This window comes from Paenibacillus sp. FSL H8-0280 (assembly GCF_045040665.1).
Taxonomy (GTDB): Bacteria; Bacillota; Bacilli; order Paenibacillales; family Paenibacillaceae; genus Paenibacillus; species Paenibacillus xylanexedens_A.
Genome location: NZ_CP150296.1, coordinates 2,957,323 through 2,982,649, shown reverse-complemented (window position 1 = coordinate 2,982,649; position 25,327 = coordinate 2,957,323). Strand labels below are relative to the sequence as shown.

The window sequence follows — 25,327 nt, the reverse complement described above, 5'->3', positions numbered from 1 at the left end:
GGACGATCTTCGGATTCCCCCATAACCAAAGAGAGTACCGCTCCACTGAATAATGCAGTGAAAGGTACTCTCTGATTGATCTTGATTAACTTATCTGCGACGTGCAAAATCCACAAATCTGAACTTGTCCGGTCGATGCCTCGACTCCGTATACTGAAATTGACTGGCATCCTCCAGGTACACCTGGCTCCTCACCACAACCACATTATGGAACCCTTCAAGGTCAAGTAGTTCCCTGTCCTCAGCGGTGGGTTCTTCCACCAAAATCTCTTTTTTGGCAAACGAAATGGAAAGCCCCAGCTCTTGCTCAATGTACTGATAGATGGAATCATTACAGATCTCTTTGCTGAGCCCAGGAACAAGCCGCTGGCTGATGTAATCTTTGTCCAGTATGACATGCTCTCCATCCACTTTGCGCACACGTCTGATTTCCCAGACCTGTTCATTCAGACCAAAGTTAATTTTTTTGTGCAACGCTTGATCGACCTGTTGCTCCTCAAAAACCTTCACATACGTTTGAGCGCGATGTCCCATTTTTTTGGCCAATTCCTTGAAGCTAACCAGACCTGAGATGGGAAAATCGATCTTGCGTATGTCCAGTACAATCGAACCCTTGCCTTGAATCTTCTGAATATAACCTTCTTCATACAACATTTTCAATGCTTTGCGAATAGTCTCTCGAGACGTTTGATAACTTTCCGATAGATCCAGTTCCGATTGAAGCAGCGTCCCTGCCTCAGTCTCTCCGGTCCGAATACGATCTGCAATATCTTCATATATCCGGATAAATTTATTATTCATTATTCATCACCATTGTTCATTACCCTTTTTTTATCATATTGGCAACCATTATAGCATTAAAAACCAATCAAGCGGTAATGTCGTTACTGCCGATGATTGCAGTATCACATGTATGATTCAATTCAATCTAGATATGACGATCGAACGCTGACGCTTTCTCCACTTGATCTGTACGCTTCTCATCCATAACTTGAATCAGCTTATTTAAGCGGAAGATCAGCGCTGCAGCTTCGGATCTGCTTAAGTGCTGCATTGGACGGAAGCTGCCGTCTTCATATCCGGTAATCATGTACAAACCTGCAAGTTCCTGCACTTCTTCTTTGGCCCAATCAGATACATCAGTCTGGTCGGTAAACGCTCTTGGGGAAGTCAGCGGTTCCGGTCTGATTTTACGAACAACATTTGCTATAATCTTGGATGCCTGTTCCCGTGTCACCAGGGCATGTGGAGCGAATTTGCCGTTCCCCATCCCTTGAACCATCTCATGGTGAACGGCTGCCTTAATCTCAGGAGCAAACCAATCCTCATCGTTCACATCCTTGAATCCATGCTGTTCATTAACCGTTGTGTCCACACCCATCAGACGCACGATTAATGCAGTGAACTCCGCACGGGTGATCGGACGACGTGGCTCGAAGCGAGTTTCGCTTACACCTTGAATGATATTTTGTTCCGCCAGCCAGGTGATCTGATCTTTATTGAATGTTTGGCTGATATCAATAAATTTGATATTTTTTTTCGCAGGTACATCAGGTTGCTCAGACGGTTCTGGTTGTGAACTCATCTCATCGGCTTGTTCCGAAGTAACGTTGGGACTCGGGGTTGCACCGCCACCGCTCCAGGCGGATGGTAGATACGGAAAGGTCGTGGCTGCGGCCCGTTTTCTTTCACTTTTTTCACCTGCTGAATTCTCCGTCCATACTTCCACCTCATAATGCTGCTCGGCATTCAGCCCTGACCATACATAACTACGCTCGGTGCCACGGTAGATCTCACGATTTTTATGGGTGATCACAATCACTTCATTCATTGAATCCAGTTCCCAAGTTAGCTTAATCGTGTTAGTACCTTGCGCTATGGCTGCTACTGTCAGTTCCTCGGAAGGCAGCGTCTCAAATTCCGGTACTTCAAGCGCTTCACCATCCCCTGCCTCGTTAAATGGAATAATGATGAAGTCAGCATAATGCTCTGCACTGTTCAAATCAGACACATGTATGGATGTCTCCGTTGTCGTTCCGATAAGCTCTTCATTTCCATAAACTCGATAACCCGCAGCACCAGGAATCAGTTCCCATACGATGTCTGCACCATACGTGGAACGTCCCTCTACTACAGGAGGTGAAGCAGCACTACCGGGCAAAGTCATGGCATGAAGGTAATAACCACCATCACTACTGCCCGAGGCATTCATGGTCTTCACTGTATAGATATAGTTCACGCCCGGTTCAAGTTCCTTATCTTCATAGAACAGTTCGTCTGCAGGAACACGAGCAACCTCTACACCATCACGCTCAATGATAAACAACTCGGCACCCTCGACCCGGCTCTGTTCCAATATAAGACGAATGCGGTCCTTCGCCGAATGATACTCCACTTTGACGGGAGCTGCTGGCTTGGTCAGGACAGAATACGCCAGCTTCTCCGATGCATCTCCCTGATCATTCTCTGTGTAGATTTCAATCGAGTACTGTTTGCCTGCATCTAGTTGCTCAACAATAAACTCTTTTGTTTTGCCTTTATATACTTCAGTACCGTTTAGCAATACAACAAATGTTTCGTTCCCATATGGGAAGTCCCATTCCAGTTTGGCGTGATCTGTCTCGGGGTATATCTTCATTTCCAGTGAATCCACATGAGGCAAGGTGTAAAAAGGAGTCACGGTCATTGGGTTTCCTGAACCAGCCGTATTATAAGGAATAGTCTGTACCTGATCATATCGGGTTGCACTCTCCAGATGAGTTAATCTCACCTCTGTGATATCCCCTTCTTCAATCGTGGTGAACATCTGATCTCCGATACGTATGGTATATCCGTCCGCACCTTGCACCTTTGGCCAAGAGATCAATCCCTCCTTTTCCCCAATCATGCTTGCATGTAAAGGTTCGTTAATGGTTGCAGGCAACGTGCGCAAGTGAACTTCGAAACCGGAATCACTCTCTCCCGTTGCATTGGATGTTTTGATGGTATACGTGTAATGCTCTCCTGGTGTCAGTCCATCATCTTCAAATGAAGCTTGATCTGCTGGAACCTTAGCGACTTCAACACCATCCCGCATAATAATGAATTGCTCTGCTCCCCGTGTGGAGCTTCCAGTCAGGTCCAGTACCGCAGTCTGATCTGTGATGTGTGTTATGCCTGCCGTCTGAGGTGATATGGGTTTCGTTAAAACCTGAATCTGAATAGACTCTGACCGATGACCATCTTCATTAATCGCAACAAGTTCGAATTCATACACTGTGCCATCCAGCATGCTATTGAGATGTACAGACGGTTCAGACACGCTCTGTACATCTCCCGTTACCCGATTACGAATCTCATATGCAGCCGCTCCCTGAACAACATCCCAAGCCAGATCCACCGCATGTGTTCCGGCTTCAACTGTGATACCTTCTGCAACCAATGGTAACGTTTGAGTCATTATACCCAAAGTAAGCGGCGCACTCGTTCCACTCGCATTGACTGCCCGAATCACATAAGTGTATTTCGTTCCTGGCAACAGATCCTTGTCAACGAAATGGGTCTCACTTGAATCCATCTGAGCGATCTCTCTTCCATCCCGTTCAATGACATAATGATCTGCCCCTTGGACACCTGTGTTACTGAAATCCAGACCTAGGCTGTTTTTTGCCACATCATATACTACAACCTTAACGGGTTTCTCAGGCAAAGTCAGCAGAGATACATCCGTCGCTTCAGAACGAGTTCCCTGTCTGTTGACCGCCCATAGTTGATAGCGATGCCACGTTCCATCCTGGAGCCCTGTAATCGTTGCTTCATTCTCCATTCCTCTATAGATCTCCTTGCCATTCTGCTCAATCACGTATTCAGCGGCACCTTCCACGACAGACCAGGAAACTTTTGCATGATGTACTCCTAGATCAACAAGTACTTCGTCAGGCGACACAGGTTTGGACAATCGGACAAGCTGCGCTGTCTCACCTGGACCAGAAGTATTCGCAGCTTGAACTTGCAAAGTGTACTCTGTACCTGGCAATAATCCCTCAACCGTGTAAGCTAGTTCTGATGTTCTGCCCACTTCTGTTCCATTGATTTTCACAATATAGAGATTTGCCGTATCTACAGCTTGCCATGCAAGTCCCATATTTGTCTCATCAGTCGATGTGACATTCAGTCCTTCCGGCCTGCTAGGTAGCGTAAGAATTGTACTACTGGTGGATGCACCGTACCCGGCAGCATTGCCCGCCTGTACTTCATAAGTATACTCACGACTGCTTGACAGGTGGTGAACTGCGAGTTGTGTATCTGATATCTCATGGCTATGTCCATCGATGACCACCCGATATTTCGTTGCCCCAGCTACAGGCTCCCAGCTCAAGATTGCTCCCTGTTCAGTTACTTGAACAACGTGAAGTCCCGACGGGCTTTCTGGTAACGTTGTTCCTGATACCGAACTGCGCATCCCCTGTCCACTTCCGTTCACTGCTTGTACATCCAGTTGATAAGATGTTCCTGAACTCAGTCCCGCAAAAACCCATTCTTGGGTTCCAGCAGGAACCGTTCCCGACTTCTCTCCATTCAACCATAACTCATAACGATCGGCTCCTCGTACTGCTTCCCAATTCAGACGAAGGCTCCCTGTGGAAGCATCGGATACCTGTAAGCCGGACACCTGCCCAGGTAAAGTCTTGAGCAAAGGTAATCCTGCCAACGGTCCTGTTCCTGTCTCATTTCCGGCTATTAACGTATAGCTGTACTCCGTTCCGCTATCCAGACCCGAGTCCAGATACTCCGTCTGCTCTCCTTCATATATGGCTGTTCCATCGCGTGAAAGACCATAATACGTTGCAGAAGTCACTGTCTCCCATTTTAATGAAATATCATGCTCCTGAATTTGAACGGCCATAAACTCACCGGGCATTGCCGGCAGTGTGAGAAATCCGGTCCTACTGCTACCACCTGCGCCACTTTCATTCATTGCGGTTATCGAGATGTTATGAATGGTTCCTGGAACGAGGTTGCTGACATAGGGAAGGCTACCAGGATCAGATACCGTCTGATCAAATACGGTGGCACCGTCCGAAGTAGTCGCAATGATGCGGTAAGCATCTGCTCCTCGTACTGAATCAAATTGAATCTCGGCCAAATTGGGCTGTGAATCTACTTTTCGAACGTGCAACGTTCCGGGAGCTGCCGGGGTAGTTAATACTTGAACGCTTACTGCATCACTTACTCCGGTATGGTTTCTCACTCTAACTTCATATTCATAGACCTGACCACCGCTTAGGGAGTGATCGATTACACTGTGGTTAGGATAATCCAGTGTCCATGACTGTCCTGTCGTTTTATTCGTTATCTCATACTGATATCCATCGGTATATCTTTCCCCCGTTGGCAAATCCACTGTAAGTTCAGCTGAAGTCTCAGCGATCTGTGTCATTCTCACATGATTCGGTTGCTGGGGCTTGCGTTGAATATGGTAAGGTGATGATGTTGTCTCATATGTATTCCCTGCTCTGTCCATGGTTTTCGCATGGATGTACCATATACCTTCCGATTCGATGGATATTTTATGCTCGTCAGAGCGAGCTTCAAGCCAATGCTCCGGTGATTCTGCACTGTTCGTAACTTGATAGAATCGTTCCAGTTCCTGAATGCCTGAGTGGGCGTCGGCATAGTGAATGGTAGTGTATATGTCCGTGTCCGTCCAGCCTTGTCCGTTCGGGGCAACTGTAATCGTGGGCGCGATCTGATCCACATAGGCGATTTGACTGACTTCCTTGCTCACATTGCCAACGGCATCCCTTGCTCTCGCCCGAATGGTGGTAGCCCCGTTCGTACTTACTGTACCCGTATTTCCTGTTGTATAAGGAGCATCATTCATGCTGTATTCATAGGATATCGCTCGTTCATCCACACTACCAGCGATCGTGAATTGCACATGTTCTTTACTCCATCCAGAAGAACTTAAACGAATTACCGGCTCGGTTGGAGCTGTCGTGTCGATTCGAACTGTAGCCTGAGCGGACGTGCTTATATTGCCTACACGGTCAATTGAGCGTGCATATACGATCGTTTCTCCCTCATCAGTAACCGTCACTTCGCCCGTGTAGTCGATCCAAGGACCTTCTTTGTTAAGTCGATATTGACTCTTGGCAAGCCCACTGCCCGTATCTTCACCACTGTTTATCGCAAAAGTTACATCCTGATTCGTCCAATGCTCTTCACTTAACGTAATCGTTGGTTGCTCAGGCCCAGTCTTGTCGATTCTGGCTGTTGCCGAAGTGGAAGCACTGACATTGGCGGCCCGATCAACACTTCGTGCGTAAATCTCGGTTATTCCTTCTTCACTGAGTGTAAGAGGAGCCTTGTAGTCGATCCATTCCCCCTCACTTCCTAGCTTGTACTGTGTCAGACCAATGCCACTTGCTTCGTCCGTACCCTCCGTTAATGTCACGATTACCGCTGCTTTTGTCCAATCGGGCGGATTCAACGAGATGACAGGTGGCGTTGGTGCCGTCCGATCTACCCTGGCTGTCACAGCCGTTTCCTGTCCTGTATTACCAAACGCATCAATACTGCGTGCCATAACAGTTGTGTTTCCTTCACTGCTTACGGTAAACGGAGCGCTGTATTCACGCCATTCTCCTGCCGGACCAACTTTTACTTCAGTCTTCTGAGTTCCGCTCAAGGCATCCTTTCCTTCTTCAACCGTGACCAGAACATCTTCCTTGGTCCATGTGGATGGAGTCACTGTAACAGAAGGAGCAGTTGGACCCGTTGTATCTTTAATCATCTCTCCAACGGATATAAACGGGGTCTGTATCCCTTCACCATTCAGTGCCGCCACAAATACTTCATATTTTCCATCCGCGAGTCCGGTCAGGGCGAATTCTGTACGTGTGGAAGTTGTTGTTCCCGTTGCGAGGACTTGCCCACCTGGACTACGTATTTCCGTTTTGTAATGGGTGCCTGCAGGATTACTATTATTACTCCAACTCGCTGTAACGGTGTTGCCTGATTGTGTCACAGCCGCAGCCGCGGGAGGATTGGCCAGTGTGTACTTGGAAGCTGGACTGGAGTAGCCCGTATAGGAACCACTTGAATTTTTGGCCCGTACGGCAAAAGAATAACTCGTATTCGGAGTGAGTCCAGTCACCTGCCGACTGTTTGACGGACCTGTATCCACGATCTGATTCGTCGTCATATTCTTCAGCTCATACGTAACAGAAGCGTCATTGGCCTTCTTATCCCAGTTGACCGTCAAGTTATTAGAATTAACCAATGTGTATGTCGGCGTTCCAGGCACAACAAAACTCCTTACCGTGAAGTTAACGGTTCCTGCTGAGGACACCCCACCTTTGTCATCCATGACCCATACTTGCAACGTGTGTGTGCCATCTGGCAGGGTGTCAGGCAATGTGTAATTGGTGTTAAAAGACTGATTAGAACCCGTTGCGGTCATCTGGGTCAGAATATTCTCCGACCCACCATCAATGGACCATTTTACGGTCAATAGGTCGCCTACATCCGTATCTCGCGTTGTACCAGAGATCTGAAGTTGCTCGCCTTTGTAATAGGTTTGACCCGAAGAGGGTGCTGTTAAGGTAAATGAAGGTGGAGCATTTTTGGGACCAATCCCCACAATGGTTGAAAATTTACGTGAAGCCAGATTCGCTGTTGTCTTGGCGTCCCACCAAAATTGTGCAGCTGTATCACTCGCCGTAACGGTCTGGCCTGGAGTGAACGCTGAAGGTGAAGACCCTCCTGTGAGTTGGGCGCTGTCTGGACTGCTGTACTGGCCCATATATATGCGATCTGCATTCACAACATTGTACGTATTGGCATAAAAAGCCGTGACCTGAACACCGCCGCTGTAATTGCGCCATCCATTCTCGATGACTTCAAACGGAGATGCATCATTGCCATTCACCATCGTATCCCAATAAAATGTTCCACCCAAATTCAGTGCCGTTCCGCTACGGTTGATAGCTTCCAGTTCAACCTTCATGTACCCACCTTGTGAGGTAGCATTAACGATAGATACACGCAAAATATATTCCACATTGTCCTTTTGCCGGGACATTTCAATCACATTATTGTTAATTCGGTAATAATTCAGCGGCAATGTTTTGAAGTTCACGGGAGATCCGTTATGGTCGATAATGGTGGATACATTCCCTGTATCACCACCGTAAAATACATTTGTGTTTGGTAGTAATACAATTCTGTATTTACCATCACTGTTCATCTCCACTTTCACCTTGGATGACTGTACAGCCTTCATGCTGGACGTATCGGATACAATCCCGATCGTTTCAACTGTTTCAGCCATTACCGTGGCTGCACCCCAATCAAGCAACAGGGCTTGAGGTGATAATAACGCAAATGCCAGCACCACTTTGGTTAGCTGTTCCGCTTGTTTCTTCACACGTTTTCCTGATTTCTTCAACGTCTACTCTCCTTTTTGGCACACAAAAAAGGGAGGCACCCCAACAAAGGAACGATGTCCTAAGTTGGGGTGCCTCCCCTAACAAGTGTCATTTTTTCTTGATTATAACGATTAAGCGCATGAATGTAAACACTTGATCATGAACGCCTTACTTCTCATTTCTCATCTCTGATCTTTAATAACGCTTCGTCCAATGCGCCAACGACTTTGTCACACCATACATCAAATTCCGGATCTTCGGTCTGTAACTCAGGATGCGCCAGAATGTGCTCAATCGTACGTCGAATGCCCTGATCGGCTCTTGTCGTTGCTACAAATTCCGGAACAAGCCGCTTCAGCTTGCTGTTATCAAACACAACGGTATTGGCTTTGTCACCCAGCAATCCGCCGCGAAGATCCTGATCACTGCATGCGGCCAAGAACTCAGAGGGTACATGTACCGCATGAAGCTTAACTCCCAACACACCAGCTATAATCTCATGAATCTGATTCCAGGTGACGGATTCATCTGAGGTGATATGTACCGATTCACCAATGGCATGGATATTTCCCATAAGCCCGATAAATCCTTTGGCAAAATCAGTATTGTGCGTAATGGTCCACAGTGAGGTGCCATCTCCATGGATGATAACGGGTTTGCCTTCACGGATACGCTTGAGAACCTGCCAGCTGCCTTGAGCACCATGAACACCGAGAGGTACCGATTTGTCGCCATACGTATGGCTTGGACGCACGATGGTCACAGGAAACCCATGCTCGCGGTATTGTTTCATCAGATAGTCTTCACAGGCAATCTTGTTGCGAGAATACTCCCAGTATGGATTCGATAAGGGCGTACCTTCCGTGATCCGGTAATCAGCCAGGGGAGTCTGATACGCTGATGCTGAACTGATAAATATAAACTGCTTTGTTTTATCCTTGAACAAACGGTAATCTCGCTCCAATTGAGACGGTACAAAAGCGATAAAGTCTGCCACAACATCAAATTCCAGATCAGCTATCAGTTCCGCTACACGTGTCTCGTCATTAATGTCCGCTTGAAGTACGTTGATCTCACTAGGTAAGTCATCGTTATGATTGCCGCGATTAATTAAATACAGTTCACAGCCTTGCTGTGCAAGCATCTCCGTAATGGCCGTACTGATGGTGCCTGTCCCTCCAATAAATAGCGCTTTCATTTCGCCACCTCCTGATCGATTTTACCCACTTTTCCATGATATCACGCACCAAAAAAAGGAGCAAAGCTCGGTAACCCGAAACCTTGCTCCTTCTGTTTATACGACTTTAATCGTTGCATATATCATGTACATGCCGCAATGGATCTCATATTCTCCCTTAGGCAGATCTTTGTCGACCGTATAATAATTGGGTCCCTTTTGCATGTATAGATCCATGCCAAGCTTTTGTGATCCCACTGATTTCACATGTGTCACCGACCGGGTCAGAATAAAGTTGATTTTGGTCGGTACGCCAGCTTTCACCTCGATAACGTCTGGTCCAAAACCATCGTTACTTACGTCCACATCAATGACTTCATATCCCTTCAAATCCTCCGCTGTCTCGGCTTGTGCAGTTACAGCACTTCCTGATCCCGGGGATAAGTCTTTGCCCATAAAATAAACCAAAAATGATCCAAGCAGTACAACAACGGTCAGACCCAGCGTTAACCAAGGCCATGTTTTTCCAATCCAGCTTTTCATATAAACACTCCTCATTCGATGTCCCATCAATATTCAATCAACAGACGGATGTATTCTTTAAGCATACCTGATTCGCATGACAATGAAAATGACCCCTCTGGGCTATTGTGTTTGAGCAAAAATATTTCATTAAAAAAAGCCTGATTTCTCAGGCTTATCTACGGGTATTCCCGTTCATGCTCCGCTATATCCCTTTTGGTATAACTCAGGAATATATCGGTGTATTCCGACTTCGTCTCATGCGTAATTTATACAACTCTGGCAGGGCTACACCAATGAGCACAATAATAACTCCGAACCATTGCAATCCGCTGACATGCTCATGGAGCACGATTGAGGATAACAATACTGCAATTGGAAGCTCCACTGCACCCAGGATTCCGGCCATGTCACCACCAATATGCGGAACGCCGATAGCGAACAGTACTGGTGGAATGAATGCCCCGAAGAATCCAAGCAGCAATCCAAATACAAGCAACTGGCTCCAGATCAATCCGTTAAAGAGGAATGTCGGCGGGAACAAAATGCACAGCAGGATCAATCCGCCTGTAACCATCCACGCACTACGGAAGGCTGGATGCGCTGAAGGAACCGCTTTGCCGCTGAACAAGACAAACAGGGAATAACTTACGGCTGCCATTAGTCCAAGAGCAATACCCAGACCGTTGAACTCACCCAATCCTTGTTCCAGGAAACCCGCTGCCAGCAAGGTTCCACCAAACAGAATGATCAACGTCAGGAACGTGACTTTGTCTGGACGTTGACGTTTGCTGATCGCCTGAATCAATACGCTAATCCAAGTGAACTGGAACAACAGGATAATGGCAAGTGAAGCCGGGATATAACGTAAAGACTGATAATACACGAGACCTGTAATTACCGTTGGTGTTCCAGCAGCCATCAATATCAGACGTTGTTTCCACGTCAACCGCTTGAATACCTGTGCCACGGCTCCTGATGCTTTGCCATTTGCCTGTGACTTACGTTTTGTTCTAAATTTTGTGTATAGCGCCAGCATCCAGGATAGAAGAAAACCCGTGATCAGCTGTGCTCCCACAACCTCTCCAAGTTTATATCCTTCGCCGTACGCCAGAACCACAATCGTGGATAATATGCCATAGCTCATCGCTCCCGCGAGAACGGACAGATAATATTTCATTGTGAATAAACCTCCTGATGATAAGAAAAATACGCCCGCATGTTGGTTCATGCCAAGGTCACAGACACCATCTAAATGCAAAAAATCCTAACTACGAGCAAGGAATACATTGATTCCTTGGCATCGTAGTTAGGAAGTATAGGCTTCCCGTAGAGACCCTCGCCCTGTGTACACTTTCGGCCTGCGAGGTTATACGAAATGATATATGCAATTTGATGTAATTCGTGTGTGACGACTTTTCATATATTACATGGGAGGTGAGATGGTGTCAACCCTATTCCGTATAAAAAGTTGAACTAAATTATTACACCGAGTCGCTTCGATCGCCGTACCATTCTTCGAGTACTCTAATTACGTAAAAACGTCATGTCCGATTGGAACCTGAGGAGTCCCACTCCAATGTTTGCTGTAAACCTGCCTTCAATCCATCCAGATCCAGCCCATCCACAGCAAAAGCCTCACGGATCAAAGGCGGCGCGACAAATTCATCATACTTGCCCAGATAAGGTGCTTCATCTTCAGCCAGTAACGCAGATGCGTCTTCAGCCGTTCGACACTCACTCATGATCTCGGCTAACAATGTTCGTTCGTCGACCTTGCCCGATACTACAAAATAATATGGCTCCATGGGCACAACCGAACGCAAGGCAAGTTTCTTGGACAGATTATGCTTCATCAGGCGCTCCAATGTACGGAATGATTTACTTCCCACCCAAGGAAGAACATACATCGAATCTCCCCCTGCCGGAATGACGACCTGCTTCAACAGTCCGCTTTCACGAGCTAAGCGGCGTGCCCGTTCAAGTCGATTGACGGCTTGTGGTGACAAATAGGGATAGATGGTCGAGTCGGACAACACTTCACGCATTTTCTGTACTACCGACGTATGAATATCTCCTCCCGCTCCAAGCCATAACGTATCTACCTTACCTTTTGCAGACTTCACATACACAGCCTTGTGCTTGTGATCGACTTCTTCCACTTTCCACAGTTTTCCTGCGAGCGAGAAGCAATAGCCAGGTGGGGGTACGGTTGTAATCGAACCAATCTCTTCCGAGCCGTTTAGTACTTTATGTTCCTCATCGTCCTTGAACACTGCATAGAAGCGATAATTATTCACAATTTTCTCACCGGTCAGACCGATGATCAATGTTCGATCCTCTGTCCATTGCAGATGATCCGTCTCAATGAGGTAATTCAGGAATACCTGATATTGATCAGGTCTAATCAACGCAAATGGGGCCAGCGAAAGGATGGCTTCTGCAAGATCTCTCGGCTCCACCTCCCCCATACTTTTCAACATGCTCATCGTCTGATGATAGAGCACACCTATGGGCATTTTGCGGGCTTCAAGCGGCTCGACCCACTTCGTTTTTACATACAGTTCGATAACAGCAATCGCGCGCATCAACGTCCACGGCATACGCGCTGGCAATTGCGCTTCCTCGTCCTCTTCCTCCGGACATACAAAAAGCATCTCTGATGCCATGTCCTCTCGTCTCCCTGAACGTCCCAGACGCTGTACAAAGCTGGACGCACTATACGGTGCACCGAGCTGAACCACACGTTCCAGTTCGCCCAGATCGATGCCCAGTTCAAGCGTGACCGTTGCCGCAGCAACCGCGGGCCCCGATCCAGTGCGTAGGGCAGCTTCCGTCTCTTCCCTCAGCATGGCCGAGATACTTCCATGATGCACATGGAACACATCACGCTCTTGCCTGCGAGCCGCGACCCGCCGCATCTCAAGAATGGTGACTTCAGCATCCGTGCGGCTGTTGGTGAAGATCAGCGCTTTTTTACGATGTGTACTCTCATAAATGAAGTCGTAGTACGCTTTACGGGCGTTATGAAGCTGCTCCGCCTGCTCCTCGTCCTGTGCATCTGGAAAAGAGAAATGTTCCACCCGCAGTCGCAGCTTGCGGCCCCCCGGTGAAGAGACCACATCCACCCCCTGCTGCGTTCCGGCAGCAAGCCAAGATGTAGCCGCATCATAGTCACTAAGTGTAGCGGACAAGCCCACTCTTCGCGGTGCACAGCCAGCCATACGCTCGATTCTGGCAAGTTCGCTGAGTACTTGAATACCCCGATCCGCTCCCATAAAGGCATGCACCTCATCGATGATGACATATCGCAAGTCATGAAACAGCGCCGGGATTGCATTCGGTCGATTCATGAGCAGACCTTCCAACGATTCTGGCGTTATCTGGAGCACACCAGACGGATTTTTCATCAGTTTTGTTTTCTCCGCCTGAGGTACGTCCCCGTGCCAATGCCAAACCGGAATATTTCCTTCAGATAACAGATCCTTAAGACGTTCGAATTGATCATTAATCAGGGCTTTCAGAGGTCCAATGTACAAAATGCCAACCGACTTGGAAGGCCGTTCATACAGCTCGGTCAATGCAGGAAAAAAAGCCGCCTCCGTCTTGCCGGAGGCTGTTCCCGCTGCAATCAGCATATGATGCGGGGTATGAAAACAGATATTGCAGGCCTCAATCTGGGCAGGCCGAAGCGATTCCCATCTTTTTTTATATATAAATTCCTGAACAAACGGCGCCAGCCGATAGAATGGATTATCACTCATAATTCAAACTCCGCCAGGAAATCGTCCAGATCATCTGTATTTGCGGAAGCATCTGCCCCTTTACCCGTTTCCTGAGGTTTGGCAACCCGCTCGCCAAGTAATTGAGTATAAGTCACTTCAGGATTCTGGTGTAACGTATGCAGTACATCCATAAAGTCGCGTACCACTTCACGTGTTGTCAGCAATTCATCCGCACCCAGTCGGTTCACCGCCGTTTGCATAAAATCAACCAATTGTTCATCCGTCAGACTTGCGCTGTATCCAAAATGTAGGGCATGAATCTGTCGCAGCTTCTGGAGCAGTATCAGAATCTCTTCATGCGATAACATCGCAAGCTTCAGGATCGGGCCTGTATAATTCGCGTAAGCTTTGGTCGCATAACGACCATCAATAAGCCTGGAGCGAAGCGCTTCATAGCTGTATAGTCCGCGTCGTTCATCCTCCACAAATTGCGGCGTACCGCCTACAAATATGCCCAAGTGCTCCGCTTTGCCCTGCATCGTATCATTGAACATGGTCAGCAATTTCTCATAGTTGCTTTGGCGGGAGACACTGTTTGTAATTTTGTAAAGATTCACCGCTTCATCAATGAACAACAGCAATCCTTTGTAACCAATGCGCGCTGTGAATTCAGACCATAATTTGAAGTAGTCATACCAGTTGTCATCGTCAATGATAACGCCAACAGCCAGTTCTTTTTTCGCTTCCGTTTTGGTTGCAAATTCTCCTCGAAGCCAGCGAAGGGCCGCCTGTTTGCGATCATCATCAGCCAGCTTGTACCCGTTCCAGTATGAAGCCAGTACTTTGGCAAAATCAAAGCCGTGAACCAGATTCTGCATCTCCCCCGTCACTGCATAGATCTGCTTCTCTACCTCAAGCGGCAGAGCGGGATCATCCGGGCGCAAGTTCTGACTCTGCATGGTGGATTGTTGTAGCCCTGCGATCCATTTTTGCAAAATCGGCTCCAACGCTCCCCCATCCGGGCGTGTGCGTGTAGACAGACGAGTCATCAGTTCGCGATATGTCGCAAGTCCCTGCCCCTTGGTCCCCACCAATCGTCGCTCAGGTGACAGATCCGCATCCGCCACAACGAAATCACGATCCATCGCATAATTACGAATCATCTGCAAAAGAAAGCTTTTACCGCTGCCGTAACGACCCGTAATAAGTTTAAACGCTGCGCCGCCCTCAGCGATATTGTCCATATCCCGCAAAATGGCTTCCACTTCCGGTTTCCGACCAACAGCAATCTGCTCCAGTCCAATTCGCGGGACAACACCCGCCGTCAATGAATTTACAAGTGCGGTGGTCAGCCGCTTTGGTATTTTAAGTTCTGTCACTGCGTATCACCTCTTCACATGTTCGAACACATCTATATAATCAGGAACAATCCGATCACCATCAATCAGAAGATCACCGATCGTTTCCATAGCCACATCATTAATTTCATCCAGCAGAAGCGTAGGCATCGTTCCATATTGCTCAGCCAGACGCATCAGCTCCGTATCTGGACTTGCGCCAAGTAGAACATGAATCGTTTGCACCTGCTGAGGGGAGAGTTCCTTGGCAAAGATCAGCCATTCTTCATCCAGATGAGCCTCAGCAGACTCGTTCCACTGCAACTCAATCGATTCTGCTGACGCTCCTGCTGCAATCTCTACTTCAGATAGAGCTGCTGGCTCCATGGAATCTTCAGTTGAAGTGATCTCACCCCTTGCTTCCAGTGCATCGAATGGATTACTTGTAACATTTGCGTTGTTAACTTCTTCATCCTTCACTTCAGAAGCGTGATCATCCTCAATTGTAAGTGCCAGACGTACGTACTCACTTTCCTGCTGTAACGATGCCAATTTCTCTGTGTCAATCCGAATCATCGGTTGTTCCACAGACTCCGCCTGTTCGATCGCATATGTTTTGTCCAGGTAACGTTCAATCAGATTTGCAAGTTCGGGTTCAAGAGTCTGTCCTCGCAATCGCCCTCTGAATCCAAGCAGTTCACGAAGTTTATTTTCAGTACATCGATAGATCCGCGTGACCATCTGCACAAATTCAGCCTGTTCACCTATGGGCATATATCTGAACGCTACCGATCTTCCATAGATCGAATCATCATAGACTGCTTTGCGAAACAGAATGCGCTCCATCGTGCGTTCATCGTTGGGATCACACTCAGGCAACAGTCCAACTTGTTGCGTACGTTCCAGGTACGAATCAACCAAGGCCATGACCCGCGGGATGTACTGCTCCATCACTTCTTTGCCGCCATCTCTATAGAATTTACTGAGTGTAATATCGTAATCATAATATCTTTGCAGCATATTCAGCGAGATATCCGATACATTATCCTGTAAAATACGTTGCAGCTCCCTATCCAGCATCTCTGCTGGCAGGTATCCGCCTGAAAGGTCCATAACCTCGGATAAGGACATCTCCATCTGATGGACCAGCACATAATCGACCATCCACTCTTGCATATATATATTTAATTGGGGCAGCCGTTCACGGTAGTTCACCCATAGCTGCTTCAATTGATCATAACCATCCTGAGGATTCTGCCAGCCAATGCCGTTAATTAACTCGTAGATATGAACAAATAGATAGGACAGATCGGTATCGGGGTATCTCCCCTGACGTACTTCCTTCCTCCAAAACATATACCACTTGCGCTGGGCTTCGTTCATCACGCCGTACGTTGGCCAGTAACTCATAAAGGGAACCCACGGGGATACATCCCCCTCCATCTCTGCCCACTGCTTTGCTTCCTCTACAAAACGTTTCTCTGAGGACAATATGCCTCCACGATGCTGCATCGTATCATGTGCAGACTGCACAATGGTTGAGCGATCAGGAACCGGGACCGCAGCTGTTTCAGGTTCTTCGCTCAGATCTATCTCCATAAATTCCAATTGTCTTGAGTTGTCTTTCATAGAACGTTATCTCACCCTCCTCCAAGACAGAATACGAACAAGTGTATCCATAGGGATCATTATATCACTTGTCCTGTGTCTGCGGTGACGAAATTTAGACATTCCTGAACACAAAAAAGAAGGCATTTCTGCCCTCTTTTCATCATGTCTATTTAACTTTTTTCAAATAATGATTGTATCGTTTCAAATCGAACGTTGCACAGGCGTAATCACACGACAATTGCGCGATTTTTGCCTTCACTTTTGGCTTGAGCCAGCGCTCGACTCGCTTTTTCGATCAATTCGGATGCATTGGAATTCTCATCTGGTACCTGTACTGCACCACCGACACTAACAGTGACAACTCCGCTCGGACCGGATGATTCCCTTTGAATCTGTAGAGCCAGCACATGTTGTCTGATCTCTTCCGCAAGTTTAGCTGAATATTGTGACGTTGTGTTCTTCAATTTCAACATAAATGTACCTCCGCGAAGGCGAGAGATCAGAGCATTGTGCTGTTCGCTAACTACCGTAAGCACCTCACCGATCCATTGCAGACACAGGTCGCCTCCTTGAAGGCCGTATGCTGCATTATACGAACGGAAATCATCAATATCTATAATGAGCAGTCCCAGACTGCATTTTTCCAGTAAACAGTCATCCCAGTCATCCTGAAGCTGTGACTTGAACACCGTCTGAATTGGCATATCCGTTAACGGATCTGTCGTCAGATAGTTCTGAAGCTGGCTCGTCGTTTCAGTGTAATTGTCCTGTTCATGGTGGGACGTTCCACTATGCAATAGGACCATCACAGATGGTTTACCCGCATGCGTAACAGAAGCAAGTGTAATTTCAAGCAACAATGAGGTACCTGCCGCTGTCGTGAAATACGACTGGCTGGTAATTAAACTTGTGTTATTGTGCTTCAATTCCTCAAAATTTTGTTGTAACGTCACTCTCGTTTGCTCAGGTACAAACGCCCTGAAGTCCTTGCCCATCAGGTTTTTGGAACTCTCGAACCCAAGCAGCTCGGCAGCCTTCGTATTACAATAGATAATCTGACTGTCAGTCAAAGTAAAAAATGCCACGGGCGAGTAATCCATTAACTGCAAATAACGCTGTTCGTTTTGTCGCAAAATACGTGCATTCTGCAACGCTTGTTCTTCAGCCTGAACCAACTGGTTCTCTGTCTGCCGACGTACAATGGTTTTAAGTAAAGGTAACACGCTCAACTCTTTGGATGTCCATGGATAGGAAGTTGATTTTACAACCTCACGCCATTTCTCGAATGATTTACGCGGAGATAACCGCATGCCATCATCTGTCTTTAGCACTGCCTTCGCGGGGTCACCCGCCCAATCAACAACCTGGACGACCTCAGGTCGGAACCAAAGCATGTAGTTATGCTGTCCAGGCGAAATGGCAACATAAATAACCCCGGAAGCCTTATCCTGATAAGCTTTGGATGTTTCATACTCTGCACTCAGCTTCGACGTGTAATAACTATAATCCTCGGACTTTCCTGCAAGCCAACCTGCCAGTTCACGAATCTGTCCGCCGTTCGGAGTTTCACCATACAACAACAACTTGTCCTGGTAACAGATTGCTGCTCCGGAAGCATCCATCAGATTTAACACCGTCTCTTCTTCTCCCTGTAATTCCTCAATTACTCGGGCAGGACTTGTGTTACCAATGAAAATGTTGGCAATCCGTGAAGCAGCTTCACGAGACTGTATCTCCGATTGATAATCATCCAACTGCTGACGCTGGAATAATTCATTCGAGAAGAACGCCCCCAGGAAATTGCACAGATTCCGTACGCGATGGGGTACATATCTGGCCGAATAATGATGACATGTAATGAGTCCCCACAGCTGATTGTTATGAATGAGCGAGATCGTAACGGTCGCACCCACACCCATATTATGCAAATATTCGATATGAAGAGGAGATACGCTACGCAGGACCGAAAGACTCAAATTCAGCGGTTTGCCTGTGAGTGGTTGGAGCATAGGCACAATCTCGACGGGTTTATAATCGACATTCACAATGGTTCGTAGCCAATTGCGAAGATACAATTCCCGAGCCTGCTTGGGAATATCCGAAGCCGGATAGTGATGTCCCAAGAATGGTTCGAGTTCTTGTTCACGTGCTTCAGCAATAACTTTACCGTTCCATTGCTCGTCAAACTCATAGATCATGACTCGGTCATAACCGAGCATTTCCTTCACCTGTTCAGCCGCAATCTGACTTGCTTCCACACGACTATCTGTACTTTTGATCCGACCAAAGAAACGGGATATCCATTCAAAGTCGGTAGTCTCCATGTCCTCTTTTTCATAAAAAGGCTCAATTTCCAGAATAAGCAGACCTTCACTTTCATGAAGAACAGAAGAAAAGATCCGGTCTTCACCGGATACCTTAATGGTCAGGTCCATGTAATGCAAATCAGAGGTTACAGCTGCATTGAAGCTGCTAGCCAACAGTTTGCATACATCTTCCTTGCCAATCAGATTTTCCAAAGGCATGCCCAAAACGTCTTCATAGGCAATACCCAGATGGTCCTCCGTATTTTGGCTACACTGAACAATGGTTGGCGTATGACTGGTATTGATGGCCAAAAGAACACCATGAGGTTGAATAAAACCGGGGATATGAATGGGTTCTTTATCACAGTTATTCAGATCTATAGGATCATTCGTGTAAGTCCCCTGATGAAGCAGTGTGCGGTTTAACAAATTTTGTCCTTTTTTGGACTTTGGTTCGGCCATGGCCAGGAAAATCCCCTCTCATGATGTTATATAAGTTGAACTAATGATTATTTACATTGCACTCGATGACAGAATAACCTTCCAATCGCTGTTATCCCCAGATTTTATCGATTCCCTTTTCTAAAGGGAAAATCCGGTTATAAGCGTATGCTTCCGATGTAGCTTTCTTTCAGAAAGCTTTGGGCGAACGCTTCGCTTTTCCAGCTTTTTTCTGTCCTCTCCGTTAGGTGTAAATGTATTAGTTCAACTTATATAGATACCTTCTAAAATATGAAAAAAGTCCGCCCTACAGTCGTTCAGGTTGATGAAAAGGGATGTTACTTGTCCGTATTAATCCATTGATCTAACAGTCGGAATGTCTCTGATGCACTGTGTACCATGTTGTCATGATCTTCTGGAGTACTGATGGACTGCTGTAGCAAACCTGTAAACTCGCTCCATCTTGTTCTTGTTTCTGAGCCGTAAGCATTGAAATATTCCAAACCACGATCAGCCTCAATGGGCAGGAACTGTGACAAACGTTTGGTCATAATCTGTCCACCGTTCGTGGACCCCTCAATGACGTACAGATATCCGAACAAACGCGCAGGTGTTGAAATATCCGGCAGTTCTTCACAGAGCGGAAGTTGGCTGATCTCTTCTTCACTGGCACCCAGATTTCGTAAATCTTTTTCCAACAGTCCAGCCTTGCCTCTAATCTCGATATCCAGTTCCGTACTTTCCCAGAAAGGCTGTTGTACAGCCTGATCTTCCAGTGGTTTCAGGAATCCATAAAATTTCTCTAAATATGTTCTATATTCTTCTATAGTCACAGTTTGATTCATAATGGCTTTAGCATAAGGGTTCTGTTCTACTTGTCTGTGATAATGAGCGGTCTCGCTCTTCAGACGTTCCATAATAGTTGTTGCTGTCATCGTAGTTATCCCCTTTCACAATCTGTTCTATTGATGCAAATGAATGCTGATCCTCAACTGATTCTCAGTATATTGAAATAGAAACTGCTTTTCTTGCATTCAGCTCCATTTAATACAAGCAAAGACTCTATGTAAGTATACTTATTCTTGTTTGAGAAAACTATATGAATCCAACATCAATGTACAGCCAATGCATTCCTCCGTTGTTATCTTAACTGACTGTAATCTGTATGTTCTAGTATTAACCGAAAACAATAAAAACGACCCTATAATCTGGAAGGCAGTAGATTTCAGATGTCAACATGGTACACTAACTTTATATCCTGTCATTGGAGGAATGCATTCTATGGATCTTACAGTTCAAGACGTTGTACTTCATCTCACAGATAACATTGAATTGCCGGAAAACACGGTAGATCAGCTCATTACGGGCTCCCTTAATCGTAAGGTCACAGGGATTATCATTGCTTTTATGCCCACACATTATGTTATTGAACAAGCCATACAGCAAGGTGCGAACTTGATCATTGCGCATGAATCTCCGTTTTATAACCATCACAGTCATACGGATTGGCTTGCAAATGATTCGGTTTATATGGACAAAAGAAAGTTGATCGACAAAGCAGGCATTTCCATCTATCGCTGCCATGATATCATCCACCGCTTCCAACCAGATGGCATTACCGAAGGACTGATTCAGGCCTTGGGGTGGTCCTATTATGTGGAGCAACGATCAGCGGAAGCAGACGTCCTTTCTTTTCCGGAAGGACAAACCGTTGTAGCTATTGCTCACCATGTGAAAAGTTCCCTGGGGATCGATTATGTACGCGTTGCAGGCAATCCGGAAATAATCTGTAGACGCGCAGCGGTACTGGTAGGTTTTCGTGGTAATGGACATGTGACGATTCCCTTGATTCAGAATGAGCAATTGGATCTCATCATCGCTGGAGAAGGATTCGAATGGGAGACACCGGAATATATCCGTGATGCTGTGCAACAAGGCAAGTCCAAGGCACTGATCATGATGGGCCATGCAGAGAGCGAGGCTTCGGGAATGAAGCTATTAGCAGACAGGTTGGCAGAACGTTTTCCCGAATTGTCTGTTCGTTTTGTAGGCGAGAAGCCTGTGTACACTGTGATCTAATGATATGGATTTGATGTGTACGGAGAGGATCTTCTAGCTAATTGCTTCTAATCTCATTGCCTGTCCTACCCTGGAGCTTTGGATACTTTCTATGCTCCGGGGTACGCTGGGCAGACTCTCGTTTCATTTCTTGGATAGCTAACGAACCTGACACACTCTATTAAGCGAATATTTGCCGATTTTCAAAAGTAACGAATCGTAGACACCCTATTCCTCCATGTCCCCCTGTTTTACCGCCCATTTCTACCCGACATAACCCATTTAACGTCGCTGAGATTCGTTAGATTTCTCAATTCAATCGAATTAGTACAATAAGGTGTCACTGGTTCGTTTGATTATGATGAAAAATGAGTACTGAGCACATATGTCACGCCTCTCTTCATGCCCCATCTGGATTTCCCGAGTTCTTTATTGTACTCTAAATGCTGTGACTTCAAAGCTCAGGACATTTGTCCTTGGCGTTCAGAGTTAATTTATCATTTAATAATAGAAGTCGAAGTGATTGAATAAGGAGCGTACATATGAGAGGAATTATTTTTGCATTACTGGGCGGCGCGTGTATCACGCTCCAAGGGGTTGCCAATACTCGGATTAGCACCGACATGGGCACATGGCAAGCCGCTACGATTACACAACTGACAGGCTTCATCTTAGCGGCGCTGATCCTAATGTTTGTTAGAGACACCAACCTTCAAGGACTCAAACAAGTAAAACCTATGTACCTGGCGGGAGGTGCTTTTGGCGCCGTCATTATTTTCAGCGAAGTGACAGCAATTCAGCAAATTGGGGTTACATTCACGATCTCGGCTCTGCTCATTGCTCAGCTGTTCCTGACTTTTCTGGTGGATAGTAACGGATGGTTCGGCGTGGTGAAACAAAAGATGAAACTGCCGCAATTTCTAGGCATTGCCTTAATGGTGACTGGTGTCATTATTATGAAACTATAGTTTTTGGAGAAGGATTGAAACATATCGTCGGGGGTGAATCACAGCGTGCAAGAGATCCATAACGAGCAACAATTAATGCAATATCTGAAGCAATATCAACTCGAAACTGTATTTCACGAGCCCCTGCGTACACATATGACGTTATGCCACTTTGAGAAGTGTGAACTGATCTGTCGTGAAGGGGAAACTTCCGAATATTTGTACGTACTAGTCGAAGGTAAAATCAAGATTTTCACCACCTCCGCACAGGACAAAACGCTGGTGCTTTGTTTCAAAACACCGCTTGAAGTTGTCGGTGACATAGAGTATGTCCGTGAAAGCGATATTGTTAATACGGTTCAGGCCGTGTCACCTGTGGTGATGCTTCGTATTCATTATCAATGGCTCGCTGAGCTTGCCAGCGATTATGCACCTTTACTTAAATTTTTGCTTAAAATCATCTCTCACAAATTCTACATTGACTCGAACTTTTCCAATTTCAACCTGATGTATCCCGTTGAGGTTCGTCTAGTCAGCTACCTGCTCTCCATCTCAACAGAAGAAGCGGGCAACGTCGTTCATGAAGAGCTGGACGCGTTCAATCTGACAGACATCGCGAATCTGATCGGCACCAGTTACCGACACCTGAACCGGGTCATCCAGAAGCTCTGTGCAGACGGGTTAATTGAACGACATCAGGGATTGATTATGATCAAGGATCGAGCGGGTCTACGTGAAATAGCAGGTCACAACATTTATGAATAAGGAGTTCGACAACTATGTTAATCACAGGTATTTCGCTTGCACTACTGGCAGGTGCACTTGTCAGTCTACAAACGATTTTTAATAGCAAAGTCAATGAACGCACCGGTTCATGGTCCACCACAACGATGGTGCTTTTCACCGGATTCATTGCTTCTTTCCTCATCTCTCTGCTAGTCGAGGGTAAAAATACATTCAGCTTTCAGCATATGCAACCCTGGTACTGGCTCAGCGGAGCCATCGGCGTTGGCGTGGTCTTCTGTCTCGTGCAAGGGATGAAGCTACTTGGTCCCACATATGCCATCTCGATCGTGCTAACATCCCAACTGAGTTTTGCGCTCCTATTTGATTCCATGGGATGGCTAGGTCTGGAGCAGATTCCTTTTTCGTGGAATCAGCTGCTCGGTGTACTTGTCATTGTTGGCGGAATTGTGTTATTCAAGTTCGGTGGGGGGAAATCGGAAAAATCAGAGCAGTCCCCTGGAACGTTGCAGTCAGACTCGTAAACGAACAAAAAAAGAGTGTCCGTCCAATCCCGCAGATTGGTCAGACACTCTTTTTATGCAATCAAACCACGTATCGCCTCGTTCTCTTACACGAACTCTACGTTGTGGTAAACTTGCTGAACATCTTCAAGGTCTTCAAGCGCATCGATCAGTTTCTCGAACTGAGCTTGTGCATCCTCTGGAAGTTCAATATGGTTTTGAGCCAGCATCGTCAGCTCGGCTACCGTGAACTCAGTAATACCCGCGGCTTTGAATGCTTCTTGTACAGCGTGCTTATAATTGTATTGCTCTCACTTTTTGTATGAAATTGTATCCGTTTATCATACCAAATTATGAGTACTTTTCACTATAACAGATTACATGTTTATCCTCTTAAATGTAGTTATAAACATAAGAGACAACATCAATGAGGCATATCTTTATCTTTAATAATCCGTTTTAGTTCTTCAATGGAATATGCCGGTTTACGTTTATGTAACATAGCGTGGCAGTTCGGACATACAGGACGTAAGTCCCCCACTGGATCAATTTCATATTTTTCATTAATCTCATGCAAAGGCTTCAAATGATGAACATGGATAAAGTTCTCACCGATAATTCCGTAAATGTTAACAAAGTTAAACCCACATACTTGACAGCATAATCCATAATGTTCTATACACTTCTTCCTAGCTATTGGATTTCTCTCGTATACATTTACTGATACTTTCTTCACAGAACCTTCAGTATATATCTCGAGTTCATTGACTTCTTCTGCAAGAATTTCTGGATGATTTTCACTTTCATTATCAAAAGACCATATTATTTTAACTGGACTTGTATCAAAATATTTTTTTGCTCTTCCATTTCCTAAAAACAAAAATTTAGGATCATTACTGTCCTCTCTCGCGAATATATATGTGCGCCTCTCTGGATTGATTAGAGATTGTATAGAACTCTGTGTTAATGTACTTTTATTTCTCCCATACCAAATAAGATCATTTCCATCAAACCGATTTGGATGGTCATGTCCAGTTCGCCCTGCGGTTCCCACATTTGCAAAGATGAAAGAATCCTTCTCATATTGAGTATATCCAGTATTCCAATGTCCTTTTTGTTTAGCTTTTGGAACATTTAATTTCTGATATATATCATTCCGTGAATAATACTCTCCCACTATAAATGTTTGTTCTTCTGACATTTGCATTTCATTTTTTGTAGCTAAAGTTTCTTCTATAACTTCAAATCCTAATCGCTTAAGAAAGTTGTTAGTTTCTGCTCCCCCATTAAACCTATCACGACTTAAAGCATGTCCATTAGCAAACCTATTTGCAACACTTATTACATATTTCGGTGGATACAGCCCACCATTATACCTTAAATGATATTTAGTTGATTCTCTCTCTTTTGCTACACCCTCTTTATGTATTACAGCTATAGCATCTAAAATATTTTGTTTAACTATGTTTTGTGGAATCATTTAATAATTAGCTCCTAATCACCTGAAAATTCACCCTTAAATCACAACAACATAAACAGTTGCAG

15 protein-coding genes, 1 pseudogene and 1 riboswitch are annotated in these 25,327 nt (G+C 45.9%); of the genes and pseudogenes, 4 read left to right on the top strand and 12 right to left on the bottom strand.

Translation table 11 applies throughout. The features are described 5' to 3' along the window. Nucleotides 1-90: 90 nt before the first annotated feature. The 10 genes from treR to MHI12_RS13340 form a co-directional block, all read right to left on the bottom strand. Nucleotides 91-801: a trehalose operon repressor gene (gene treR / locus MHI12_RS13385; protein WP_405172637.1), complete on the bottom strand. Its 711-nt coding sequence runs from the start codon at nucleotides 799-801 to the stop codon at nucleotides 91-93. Between the two features lie 127 nt (nucleotides 802-928). Beyond that, complete coding sequence (locus MHI12_RS13380) at nucleotides 929-8,431, bottom strand: fibronectin type III domain-containing protein (protein ID WP_405172636.1); 7,503 nt, start codon at nucleotides 8,429-8,431, stop codon at nucleotides 929-931. 155 nt (nucleotides 8,432-8,586) lie between these two features. Next, on the bottom strand, nucleotides 8,587-9,609 hold the full coding sequence (locus tag MHI12_RS13375) for an SDR family oxidoreductase (RefSeq protein WP_405172635.1): 1,023 nt from the start codon (nucleotides 9,607-9,609) through the stop codon (nucleotides 8,587-8,589). Nucleotides 9,610-9,705: 96 nt separating this feature from the next. After that, nucleotides 9,706-10,131, bottom strand: coding sequence for a cupredoxin domain-containing protein (locus MHI12_RS13370; RefSeq protein ID WP_405172634.1), 426 nt, complete (start codon nucleotides 10,129-10,131; stop codon nucleotides 9,706-9,708). A 205-nt stretch (nucleotides 10,132-10,336) separates the two neighbouring features. Next, nucleotides 10,337-11,290, bottom strand: coding sequence for a DMT family transporter (locus MHI12_RS13365; RefSeq protein WP_017688752.1), 954 nt, complete (start codon nucleotides 11,288-11,290; stop codon nucleotides 10,337-10,339). A gap of 106 nt (nucleotides 11,291-11,396) precedes the next feature. Next, nucleotides 11,397-11,507: riboswitch (purine riboswitch) on the bottom strand. A gap of 147 nt (nucleotides 11,508-11,654) precedes the next feature. Further along, entirely contained in the window at nucleotides 11,655-13,874 is a 2,220-nt protein-coding gene (locus MHI12_RS13360) for a DEAD/DEAH box helicase (RefSeq protein ID WP_405172633.1), read from the bottom strand. Further along, the gene (locus MHI12_RS13355; RefSeq protein WP_076330930.1) at nucleotides 13,871-15,214 is read right to left on the bottom strand and encodes an ATP-binding protein; all 1,344 of its coding nucleotides are present in this window, start codon (nucleotides 15,212-15,214) and stop codon (nucleotides 13,871-13,873) included. Before MHI12_RS13355 ends, MHI12_RS13360 begins: the two co-directional genes overlap by 4 nt. Before the next feature lie 6 nt (nucleotides 15,215-15,220). Beyond that, nucleotides 15,221-16,801 (bottom strand): TerB N-terminal domain-containing protein, encoded by a 1,581-nt coding sequence (locus MHI12_RS13350; RefSeq protein ID WP_405172632.1) that lies wholly within the window; start codon nucleotides 16,799-16,801, stop codon nucleotides 15,221-15,223. Between the two features lie 209 nt (nucleotides 16,802-17,010). Further along, on the bottom strand, nucleotides 17,011-19,551 hold the full coding sequence (locus MHI12_RS13345; protein ID WP_405172631.1) for a diguanylate cyclase domain-containing protein: 2,541 nt from the start codon (nucleotides 19,549-19,551) through the stop codon (nucleotides 17,011-17,013). 317 nt (nucleotides 19,552-19,868) lie between these two features. Next, nucleotides 19,869-20,465: a biliverdin-producing heme oxygenase gene (locus MHI12_RS13340; protein ID WP_405172630.1), complete on the bottom strand. Its 597-nt coding sequence runs from the start codon at nucleotides 20,463-20,465 to the stop codon at nucleotides 19,869-19,871. A 346-nt stretch (nucleotides 20,466-20,811) separates the two neighbouring features. On the opposite strand from MHI12_RS13340, the gene MHI12_RS13335 reads away from it, so the two are divergent. The 4 genes from MHI12_RS13335 (at nucleotide 20,812) to MHI12_RS13320 (ending at nucleotide 23,803) form a co-directional block, all read left to right on the top strand. Then, nucleotides 20,812-21,609: a Nif3-like dinuclear metal center hexameric protein gene (locus MHI12_RS13335; protein ID WP_405172629.1), complete on the top strand. Its 798-nt coding sequence runs from the start codon at nucleotides 20,812-20,814 to the stop codon at nucleotides 21,607-21,609. Nucleotides 21,610-22,130: 521 nt separating this feature from the next. Then, entirely contained in the window at nucleotides 22,131-22,556 is a 426-nt protein-coding gene (locus tag MHI12_RS13330) for a DMT family transporter (protein ID WP_036608521.1), read from the top strand. A 45-nt stretch (nucleotides 22,557-22,601) separates the two neighbouring features. Beyond that, nucleotides 22,602-23,300, top strand: a complete 699-nt coding sequence (locus MHI12_RS13325; protein WP_405172628.1) for a Crp/Fnr family transcriptional regulator — start codon at nucleotides 22,602-22,604, stop codon at nucleotides 23,298-23,300. Between the two features lie 14 nt (nucleotides 23,301-23,314). After that, nucleotides 23,315-23,803 (top strand): DMT family transporter, encoded by a 489-nt coding sequence (locus MHI12_RS13320; protein ID WP_062834134.1) that lies wholly within the window; start codon nucleotides 23,315-23,317, stop codon nucleotides 23,801-23,803. Nucleotides 23,804-23,889: 86 nt separating this feature from the next. On the opposite strand, the pseudogene MHI12_RS13315 reads toward MHI12_RS13320, so the two are convergent. Both MHI12_RS13315 and MHI12_RS13310 read right to left on the bottom strand, forming a co-directional pair. Continuing rightward, nucleotides 23,890-24,075 (bottom strand): annotated as a pseudogene (locus tag MHI12_RS13315) (YebC/PmpR family DNA-binding transcriptional regulator); the annotation flags it as partial. A gap of 131 nt (nucleotides 24,076-24,206) precedes the next feature. Then, nucleotides 24,207-25,262 (bottom strand): DUF3427 domain-containing protein, encoded by a 1,056-nt coding sequence (locus tag MHI12_RS13310; RefSeq protein ID WP_405172626.1) that lies wholly within the window; start codon nucleotides 25,260-25,262, stop codon nucleotides 24,207-24,209. Nucleotides 25,263-25,327 lie beyond the last annotated feature (65 nt).